8 protein-coding genes and 6 pseudogenes are annotated in these 9,624 nt (G+C 49.8%); 8 read left to right on the top strand and 6 right to left on the bottom strand.

The features are described 5' to 3' along the window. Positions 1-101 (bottom strand): annotated as a pseudogene (locus tag QZ506_RS03210) (IS5/IS1182 family transposase); the annotation flags it as partial. A gap of 134 nt (positions 102-235) precedes the next feature. On the opposite strand from QZ506_RS03210, the pseudogene QZ506_RS03205 reads away from it, so the two are divergent. Together QZ506_RS03205 and QZ506_RS03200 are read left to right on the top strand one after the other, a co-directional pair. Continuing rightward, positions 236-503 (top strand): annotated as a pseudogene (locus QZ506_RS03205) (IS1 family transposase). A gap of 28 nt (positions 504-531) precedes the next feature. Continuing rightward, positions 532-672 (top strand): annotated as a pseudogene (locus QZ506_RS03200) (manganese efflux pump); the annotation flags it as partial. Positions 673-718: 46 nt separating this feature from the next. On the opposite strand, the gene rlmA reads toward QZ506_RS03200, so the two are convergent. From rlmA to QZ506_RS03185, 3 genes and pseudogenes are all read right to left on the bottom strand, one after another. Then, on the bottom strand, positions 719-1,528 hold the full coding sequence (gene rlmA, locus QZ506_RS03195) for a 23S rRNA (guanine(745)-N(1))-methyltransferase (RefSeq protein ID WP_291969022.1): 810 nt from the start codon (positions 1,526-1,528) through the stop codon (positions 719-721). 108 nt (positions 1,529-1,636) lie between these two features. After that, the gene (gene cspE, locus QZ506_RS03190; RefSeq protein ID WP_196907015.1) at positions 1,637-1,846 is read right to left on the bottom strand and encodes a transcription antiterminator/RNA stability regulator CspE; all 210 of its coding nucleotides are present in this window, start codon (positions 1,844-1,846) and stop codon (positions 1,637-1,639) included. Between the two features lie 40 nt (positions 1,847-1,886). Beyond that, positions 1,887-2,004, bottom strand: a pseudogene (locus QZ506_RS03185) (DUF2627 domain-containing protein). Between the two features lie 829 nt (positions 2,005-2,833). Here QZ506_RS03185 and QZ506_RS03180 point away from each other — a divergent pair. From QZ506_RS03180 to QZ506_RS03160, 5 genes and pseudogenes are all read left to right on the top strand, one after another. Next, positions 2,834-3,754, top strand: a complete 921-nt coding sequence (locus QZ506_RS03180) for a metal ABC transporter substrate-binding protein (RefSeq protein WP_291969018.1) — start codon at positions 2,834-2,836, stop codon at positions 3,752-3,754. Continuing rightward, positions 3,751-4,632, top strand: a complete 882-nt coding sequence (locus QZ506_RS03175) for a manganese/iron ABC transporter ATP-binding protein (protein WP_291969016.1) — start codon at positions 3,751-3,753, stop codon at positions 4,630-4,632. Before QZ506_RS03180 ends, QZ506_RS03175 begins: the two co-directional genes overlap by 4 nt. A gap of 5 nt (positions 4,633-4,637) precedes the next feature. Next, on the top strand, positions 4,638-5,513 hold the full coding sequence (locus tag QZ506_RS03170; protein ID WP_291969014.1) for a metal ABC transporter permease: 876 nt from the start codon (positions 4,638-4,640) through the stop codon (positions 5,511-5,513). After that, positions 5,497-6,351, top strand: coding sequence for a metal ABC transporter permease (locus tag QZ506_RS03165; RefSeq protein ID WP_291969012.1), 855 nt, complete (start codon positions 5,497-5,499; stop codon positions 6,349-6,351). The genes QZ506_RS03170 and QZ506_RS03165 overlap by 17 nt, the downstream gene beginning before the upstream one ends. Positions 6,352-6,515: 164 nt before the next feature. Next, positions 6,516-7,325: pseudogene (locus QZ506_RS03160) on the top strand (fructosamine kinase family protein). Between the two features lie 93 nt (positions 7,326-7,418). On the opposite strand, the gene QZ506_RS03155 reads toward QZ506_RS03160, so the two are convergent. Further along, a complete protein-coding gene (locus QZ506_RS03155; protein WP_291969010.1) occupies positions 7,419-7,967 on the bottom strand; it encodes a YniB family protein in 549 nt (182 codons plus the stop codon). A gap of 295 nt (positions 7,968-8,262) precedes the next feature. On the opposite strand from QZ506_RS03155, the pseudogene hxpB reads away from it, so the two are divergent. Next, positions 8,263-8,794 (top strand): annotated as a pseudogene (hxpB, locus tag QZ506_RS03150) (hexitol phosphatase HxpB); the annotation flags it as partial. A 69-nt stretch (positions 8,795-8,863) separates the two neighbouring features. Here the strand turns inward: hxpB and QZ506_RS03145 are convergent. Next, complete coding sequence (locus QZ506_RS03145; RefSeq protein WP_291969008.1) at positions 8,864-9,196, bottom strand: cupin domain-containing protein; 333 nt, start codon at positions 9,194-9,196, stop codon at positions 8,864-8,866. Positions 9,197-9,624: the final 428 nt, after the last annotated feature.

The raw sequence follows: 9,624 nt of genomic DNA, 5'->3' as shown, positions 1-9,624 counted from the left end.
GCAATGGCTGATTCATCTAGCCATACGGTTAGAGAACCGCGCTGCTTGAGGGCCTTGTTATAAGAGGGCCAGTTGGTGATTTTAAAATTTTGTTTTGCCATGGAGACCTGATTTTGAAACAACTGTGGTGATCTGCTCCGGTGATTACCCAAAAGTTCTATTTATTTAACAAAGCCTGTGGAATACTTTTGCTAAAGTTGATGTAAGATGCCCGTTTTGTGAACAGACATCTCCTGTGAAAAAACACGTTTATGGCAAAAGTGGCCATCAGCATTACCGTCGTCAGTCATGCAAACACGGATGGCTACAGGGCTTACAACGACGAACTTCCAAAAGTAAAACACATTGTTAGCAAGCTGTATATACAGCGTATTGAGCGTACACATCTGACACTGAGTAACCGATTGCAACGGCTCAATCGCAAGACGCTCGGATATTCAAAATCATCCGAAATGCAAGATAGGATCATCGGTACTTACATCGAACGCGAGTACTACGTTTGATGCTACATCAACTCATTGAATAAACGACCTGATTATGGTGACATTGGGTATGATGATTGGCCGCTACATCGGTCCATTGATGGGGGAAAAAGCTGAAATCTTTGGCGTTGTGGTGTTGATTGGTATTGGCAGCAATATTCTCTACGAACACCTGTTCAGCGTTGCCTGATTAGCACACGTTAATAAAAATGGAGCCTGCACTCCCTTTTTTAATACTACTCAACATCTCTCTGATGAAAGCGGATAATGAAATCCGTCTCACATGCAAAGCGCTCGGTATCCAACAGTTGCTGTTTAGCCGCTTGCGACGCACGCCAGGCAAAGGGCGTCATTTGCAACAATGCCGCTACCTCATCACCGCCTAAGGACATTTCATACGCTAGCGTGTACTCTGCTTGCAACGTAAAACCCGGCAGCACCTCTGCTTTTATCGGGTGCAGCATGACAGCATCATAGACTTGGGCCTTAAGCTGATACAAATGACGCGGACCGGGAGAAACGGTGATAGCCCCCCCTTGCGGTTTTACGGTTCTCGCCAACTCTTCCCCATCACAAGGGGCATAAATTTTCAGTATTCCATCCAGCGTCGCATCCCCGAACGGTAAACGTCGGCTTGAGGCAACACAAAATTCAACCGCCGTATAGCGTTTTGCGGCCCGTTGAATAGCGGCCTTAGAGATATCCAGGCCGAAAATCTGAACTGCCGGTAATGCCTCCGCCAATGCCCCGGTGTAATACCCTTCACCACAGCCAATATCCAGCAGTGCCTGCGCCTGCGGTGCGAGCGCGCGATGTATATGTTGCAGTAGTGCAGCCTGTAACGGCTGATAATGACCTGCATCCAGAAAAAGACGGCGGGCACACATCATCTCTGCATTGTCACCGGGCATTTTGGAGCGCTTAAATTGTACAGGAAGAAGATTGACGTAGCCTTCTCTGGCGCGATCGAAATGATGCGTGCCGCATGACCATTGGCGATCGTTAGCCTGTAACGGTTGATGACAGAGCGGGCATTGATAAAACATGGACATATTTTCCTACAGAGCGATAAAAACACGTGCAGATAGGCGGCAATGAGAAAGGCAGACAACAAAAAACCCGCACCATGGCGGGTTTTGCACCGGAAACGGTAATTACAGTGCGGTTACGTTAACAGCAGAAGGACCTTTCTGGCCGTCTTGAATTTCGAACTCTACGCTCTGGCCTTCGGCCAGCGTTTTAAAACCGGTACCTTGAATTGCAGAGAAGTGAACAAACACGTCTTTGCTGCCGTCAGCAGGCGTAATGAAACCAAAACCTTTGGACTCATTGAACCACTTAACCTGACCTTTAATCTTTGCCATTTTACACATTTCCTTTAATTGTTTAAACCGCCCAAAGGCGTTATACAGACAAACCAAAGTCGTTACTGCTTTGAGGCACCAAGATAAGGATCGGCAGAGAAGTAGTGCGCAACGCTAACGGTTGTATCATTAACTTCCTTACTGAAAATGCCGCTCATATACAGAACTGTACCTCGTTTCACCCAGATGCGTTATTACACACTCTGAAAACGATGGCAAGCCATTTTTCTTCAGTCGCAGAGGTGCCGCACAAAATAAGGCTTCATCCCCTGAAACAGCAGCACAAAACACGCAATTGGCATCACAAATAGGTTGTGCATAAGCAACTGAATATCCATGGTTTTATTTATTAACCCGTAAAATGTAACTCGCTAGGAATCCTTGCTACCGTTAAGGCGCGTTTACCATAGCAAAATGTTATAAATTTATAAATTATTTACGATAAGAAAATAAAAGGAGTGATTTCTTATTATTATGCTACCGGGAGGAAAATGCATCCTATGCACACAGGTTACTCCCGCCAGGATTCATTAATACCCTTGAACCATTACGCCAACTAATAACGCCAGTACGACCAAGAGAATGATGCTGGCCATCTTCCAGCGCCTTTCTGATTTTGCTCCCATTGCGAATACCCTCCCAACATCGCATACTTCCATTGCATACTTTTTGGTATATCGGCCGATCAACAATTTTTTTTATACATGTTGTGCTGTCAGAGGGCATTTAGCGTCCAACGAAAAAACACCACAAACACAGCAGCAACAGTTAGACTTCATTCGTTACGTTAAGTAAGATTTGTTAATCATAATCACGATGTTACAACAAGGCAACATTCAGGATATGCAAGGATCGCTTAAAAGCACACGGCAGTGGATAAGCACAGGGTATCAGCGTCACAGTTATCGCAAGAGACGCTTGACTTAAATGCGATTGAGAATTATTTTCATCTAATGATTAGCCATCGCTACTTGTAAGGATATGTATATGCGTTTCTTTCAGGCCTTCACCCCTTCTCGAATTGTAAATCTTACCCTGCCTCTGGCGCTCTTCGCCGCATTCACTCTCGCTTCACCAGCGAATGCCAAAGACAAACTCAAGGTGGTAACCACCTTTACCATTATTCAGGATATCGCGCAGAACATCGCGGGAGAGGCGGCTATCGTTGAGTCGATTACCAAGCCGGGCGCAGAGATCCATGACTACCAACCCACACCACGGGATATCGTTAAGGCGCAATCCGCTGATCTTATCTTGTGGAACGGTTTGAATCTGGAGCGCTGGTTTAGTCGCTTCTTTGAAAATATTAAAGATGTCCCTGCGGTTACGGTGACGGAAGGGATAACACCACTGCCTATCCGTGAAGGGGCCTATAACGGCAACCCGAACCCACATGCCTGGATGTCCCCCAGCAACGCCTTAATTTATGTCGAGAACATTCGTAAGGGGCTGGTGCAATACGATCCGGATAGCGCAGAGATCTATAACCGTAATGCTAAAGCCTATGCGGAAAAAATCACCGCACTGGATGCCCCCCTGCGTGAACGTTTGGCAAGGATTCCAGAAGCGCAGCGGTGGCTCGTCACCAGCGAAGGGGCCTTTAGTTACCTCACCACCGATTATCAATTCAACGAAGTTTATCTGTGGCCTATCAATGCTGATGAGCAGGGTTCTCCCCAGCAGGTACGCCGCGTGATCGATACCGTGCGTGAAAAACACGTCCCGGTGGTGTTTAGTGAAAGCACTATTTCTGATAAACCGGCTAAGCAGGTCAGTAAAGAAACCGGCGCGAAATATGGCGGCGTGTTGTATGTTGACTCATTGTCTAATGAAAAGGGTCCGGTTCCCACCTACCTGGATCTGCTGCAAACCACGGTGAACACCATCGCCGAAGGATTTAATCAATGAGTCGTACACCAGAATTAGCCCTCACCGTCAACGATGTTTCTGTGACGTACAGCAATGGCCACCAGGCGATTCGAAACGCGTCATTTTCACTGGGCGGTGGCACAATCTGCGCTCTGGTCGGGGTCAACGGCAGCGGTAAATCCACCCTATTCAAAAGCATCATGGGGCTGGTGAAACCCTCTTCAGGCCAGGTCCGTCTTAACGGTGAAGCTATCAGTGAGGCGTTGAAAAAAAATCTCATCGCCTATGTGCCGCAAACGGAAGAGGTTGACTGGAATTTTCCCGTGCTGGTTTCCGATGTGGTGATGATGGGGCGCTACGGCAAAATGAATTTTTTGCGCATCCCGCGCCAGCAAGATCGTGACGTGATAAACGATGCCATGGCCCGTGTCGGCATGAGTGCGCTGAGTCAACGTCAAATCTGTGAACTCTCCGGCGGTCAAAAAAAGCGGGTTTTCCTAGCGCGGGCGCTGGCGCAAAAAGGGTGTGTGCTCCTGTTGGATGAACCCTTTACCGGCGTTGATGTGAAAACCGAAAACGCCATTATCGATCTGCTGCGCACCTTGCGCGACGAGGGGCATTTGATTTTGGTAGCAACCCACAACCTCGGCAGCGTACCTGAATTTTGCGACAGTGTGATTCTGGTCAACCGCACCGTGCTGGCTACCGGCCCCACTGCGACCACCTTCACTCAGAGTAATCTGGAGAAAACCTTTGGCGGCGTACTGCGCCATATTAATCTCGGTGGCGAGCACCTGCATGACGACGACGATGCCAGAACCGTCACAGTATTGACCGATGACGAACGCCCTGCCGTCTTCTATGGTTCAACCCCCAGCGACACACCTGCATTCCGCTCCCGGCCAGAGGATAACTAACGTAGATGTTTGAACTTTTGTTGCAACCGTTCCATTACAACTACATGATGAAGGCGATTTGGGTGAGTGCCATCGTAGGCGGTGTCTGTGCCTTTCTTTCCGCTTACCTGATGCTCAAAGGCTGGTCACTGATGGGCGATGCCCTCTCCCACTCAGTGGTGCCCGGCGTCGCGGGAGCCTACGCACTGGGATTGCCCTATGCAGCAGGCGCTTTTTTTACCGGAATGCTGGCCGCCTTGGCAATGACGCTCATCCGTCACATCACACGTTTGCGCGAAGATGCCATTATTGGCTTTATCTTTTCCACTTTTTTTGCCGCCGGGTTGCTCATCATCTCCCTTAACCCCACCTCGGTTAATGTACAGTCGATTATTTTTGGCAATATACTCGGCATTGCCGATGATGACGTGCTTCAGGTCGAAATTATCATCGGCATCACTTTCATCATCGTGTTCCTGCTGTGGAAAGATCTGTTGGCGGTGTTTTTTGATGAGAACCACGCCCGTTCCATCGGTTTATCGCCATTGAAACTCAAAATCCTGTTTTTTACCCTGCTCAGCGCCTGCACTGTCGCAGCGCTGCAAACCGTAGGCGCCATTTTGGTGATTGCTATGGTGATCACGCCGGGGGCTACCGCTTACCTGTTAACCGACCGTTTTGGCAGACTAATTATTATTGCCATTGTACTCGGTGCCATCAGCAGCGCGTTAGGCGCCTATCTCAGTTTTTATCTTGATGGCGCAACGGGCGGAGTGATTGTCACGTTGCAAACGCTGATTTTCCTGCTGGCGTTTCTGTTTGCCCCGAAACATGGCTTGCTGGCAACACGGCGCGCGCCACCGTGCAACAGAAGGAGATTCTGTCATGATCCTGCTGTTTGATTGGATTCTGGAGCCGCTTGAATATCCGTTCATGCAACGTGCACTGCTGGCCGCCGTCGTCACGGGTGTCGTGTGTGCGGTGCTCTCTTGCTATCTGGTGCTTAAAGGCTGGTCCTTAATGGGAGATGCCATCTCCCATGCAGTACTGCCCGGCATTGTTGTGGCATTTTTGCTCGATATTCCCTTTGCGGTGGGCGCATTTGCTTCTGGCGTGCTGTGCGCGCTTGCCACCGGTTATCTGAAAGAGCATAGCCGTGTCAAAGAAGATACCGTGATGGGTATCGTTTTCTCTGGCATGTTCGCCCTCGGGCTGGTTATGTTTGCTCGGGTAGATACCGACCAACATCTATCGCATATTCTTTTTGGTAATGTGTTGGGGATCACCGCACAGGAGTTGACGCAAATCCTGCTGATTGCCGGTGTTACGCTGGTGATTGTCATGCTCAAGCGCCGTGACCTGATGCTGTATTGCTTTGATCCGCACCATGCCCGCGTGGTTGGCCTGCCAGTCAAATGGCTCCACTACGGCCTGCTTTGCCTGCTGGCGATGACGATCGTGGCCTCGCTGCAAGCCGTTGGGGTAATTTTGGTCATCGCCATGCTTATCGCCCCCGGTATCGTCGCGTTTATGGTATGTAAAACCTTCGATGGTATGATGATCGTCGCCACCTGCATGTCGGTGTTTTCCTGCGTTACCGGTACGCTGATCAGTTTTTATCTAGATGGTGCCACGGGGCCCTGTATTGTGTTGGTGCAGGCGCTGTTCTTCGCTCTGGCCTTGACCATTCATCAGGTTCGTACCCGACGTCAGCGTACCGCGCAGACTGCGTTGTCTTGAGACGATAGCGCGTTTTTTAGCCCGCTGCTGAAGATTCAGGCTATACTGCTCTGGGTTTCAGACACAGCGGCGATTGCCCATGCTGTGCGACGGCTTCAGGTTTACTGATAAGGAATACGCTAAGGTAACAATCTCTACGTAACATCATCAACGGGGGTTGCGCTATGTGGCAAGCAATTGGCAAGCTATTGGATGAACATCTTGGAACCGCTGATATCTTCAAGTACTAGGCGTGTGAAGCTGGCGAGATGCACACCGTCTGGCAGGTCAAATACGGGGATGGTGTTTTCGTAAAGAGAGATATCCGTGAGATGTTGCCCAAATTCACCGCTGAAGCCGATCAGCTTGCGCTGCTGGCACGCAGTCGTACCGTGCGTGTTCCTGCTGTGTATGGCGTTGGCAGTTCGCGGGACCACAGCTTTCTGCTGATGGAATACCTCGCCCCCAAACCGCTGGATGCTCGCAGTGCCTAGTGCCTCGGTGAGCAACTGGCACATCTATATCAGTGGAGCGATCAGCCTCAGTTTGGTTTGGATTTTGACAATGACCTCTCAACCACGCCACAGCCTAATAGCTGGCAGCGGCGTTGTGCCACGTTCTTTGCCGAACAGCGCATTGGCTGGCAGTTACAGTTGGCTGCCGAAAAAGGGATGTACTTCGGTGATATTGATTCTTTGATTATGCAGGTGGAATCGCGACTCGCCGGACATCAACCGCAACCCTCGCTGCTGCACGGCGACCTTTGGCCGGATAACTGCGCCAGTTATCACGACGGCAGTTTCCTGTTCGATCCTGCCAGCTATTGGGGAGACAGAGAGTGTGATTTTGCGATGTTACCTCTCAGCCCCTCACTGCCGCCGCAAATCTATGACAGTTATCAAAACGTCTGGCCGCTGGATAAAGGCTTTATCGAACGCCAGCCGCTCTACCAAATCTATTATCTGCTCAATCGGGAAAATCCGTTTGGCGGGTAGCACATTATTGCGGCGCAACACGCTATTGAGCGGCAGTTGACCCCGTGAATAACGCCGCCCTTGCGCATCATGGCGAAAGGGTGGCAACGGTTGTCACACCGGAACACCCAGCAGGCGCAAAACCAGATAACCGGCAACGGCGGTAATGATCGGCATAATATAAAGCGGGAAATATTGCAGAAAAATGGTGTGGTGTGGCACTTCTGCTCGTGACGCCAGTTCTTCACGGGTTAGTCCCTCACTCCCTTTCATTTTATCCAGAATTACCTGATCCTCAATGCCCTCACGCACCGCCCGCGCCTGCCGTGACATGCGTGCGCCGCTCACTTGCAGCGCCAATCCAACAAAAATCAGCAGATAGATAATCCAGAACATGATACTGGCCGCGGCTAAGGGCCGGGAGAAATCCGGCATCGGCGAGTTGTACCAAAAAAGGTTAAGAAACGGCGTGTTAAAACGCGTCATGTCGATCATCAGATGCAGGAAATCCAGAAGTACCGCATCAATGCCCTGCTTTTTTTGCACATATTGATAGACATAGTTCGCCAGCGAAATGCAGGTTGATAGCAGAGCCGGGATAAAAAGGATCCATCCTGCAATGCGTTTTATAATTGCAATAAGACCCGCCTGTTGGTACGTCATGATTTCCCCTTATAAATGACGCGATAAAATAGCCTTCACCTGGCGCGATCAACGCCAAGGCGGTGGGCTGGCAACGCCGAAACAGAATATGCTGGCATATCCTATTGCATTATAACCATAATTACCGTTGATAGGCAGTGCAGGTCCCTTACACAACGTCCCATGACACTGAAAACTGTGGTAGCATGCCAGTAACACCGCTGAAATGAACGGCCCGGAAGCGGCCAACTCAGCCAAATGGCCTCTTTTTACCTGACAGGAGACGTAAATGTCTGTAGCCAACACGCCTCGTGCCGACTTGTTAGGCTTGCGTATCGATCTGGTGGTTGACCTGTAGTATCAGCATGCACCCTGGAAACCCCCCACCCGCAGTGAAGTTGTCAAGCATATTATCGCCCGCACCCTTGAACTGGTGGATGAAAGCCGCCCGCTTTTACCCGGCGTAGAGCACGCCTTACAGTTGTGTCGTGAACAGGGTTTTCGCATTGGACTGACATCCGCCTCTCCACTGTTTATGTTGCAACACGTATTGCACACCTTTAGCCTGACACACTATTTCGATACGCTGGCCTCTGCGGAATCACTGCCTTTCAGTAAACCTCACACCACAGGTCTATTTAAACGCGGCGCAGGCGCTGGATATTTCACCGCTACGCTGCGTCACACTGGAAGATTCAGTCAACGGCATGATTGCCACCAAAGCCGCGCGTATGCGCTCCATCGTGGTACCAAACAATGCGTATGCTCAGGATCCGCGTTGGGTACTGGCTGACAAAAAGTTGAATTCACTGCACGCGTTAACGTTGGAATATTTGACGGGAAACTGACGGAACTGACAACGCGCATAAACCGGCCAAGTGTCTGGCCGGTTTACCACGCGTTACAAGCGGCAGCGCTTAGAGGAAATCGGCGCGTTTAGGATTGAAGGTATCAATCAGGATGCTGCCATCTTCCAATGACACCACACCGTGCATTTCATTCTTAACGGCCAGATAGGCATCTCCCGCTTTCAGAATGTGTTTTTCTCCTTCAATCACCACTTCAAAGCTGCCCGCAGCAACGTATGCGATCTGATCGTGGATATCGTGCTTATGCGGCGTGCCGATAGCGCCTTTATAAAAATGCACTAACACCATCATCAGGTTGTCTGTCCAGGTCATGATTTTGCGTTTAATACCGCCGCACAGTTCTTCCCACGGTGTTTCATCATCAATAAAGTAGCGTTTCATGGTCACTCCTTCCTATTCATTGTTATGGCCTATTTCCCAACGGGATGCGGGTAGGCACAGCATACGTATTGCGCCATTCTAGTAACATTCGTTACGAACGAAACTGAAAAGGTGTAACAGCATGACTGCCTTCAAGAAATAAATAAAATAATATTTCACTTTTATTGAATTACTATACCATCAGCTTCACGCTTCTCGAAACATGAAATCGCCGGGCGCGCACCGGAACAGGCTAGGTTGTCACTGCCACGCATCCTGACCCGTTTTGCCCGGCGCTTTCGTTCTCCCGACGGCTTTGTTGAATAATAGGTAATCATGCTGTTTTTCCATGCCAGTTTTGGTTGAAAATGCTTGTCATCTCAGGTGTACACTTTTCTCATGAGGCCTAACTGCATGATTTTACGTTGCGAGGATCCGTCGTTTCGCTG

The organism is Candidatus Symbiopectobacterium sp. (genome assembly GCF_020054415.1).
Classification (GTDB): Bacteria; Pseudomonadota; Gammaproteobacteria; order Enterobacterales; family Enterobacteriaceae; genus Symbiopectobacterium.
The sequence above is the reverse complement of the archived record's forward strand: the minus strand, read 5'-3'. Positions and strand labels throughout refer to the sequence as shown.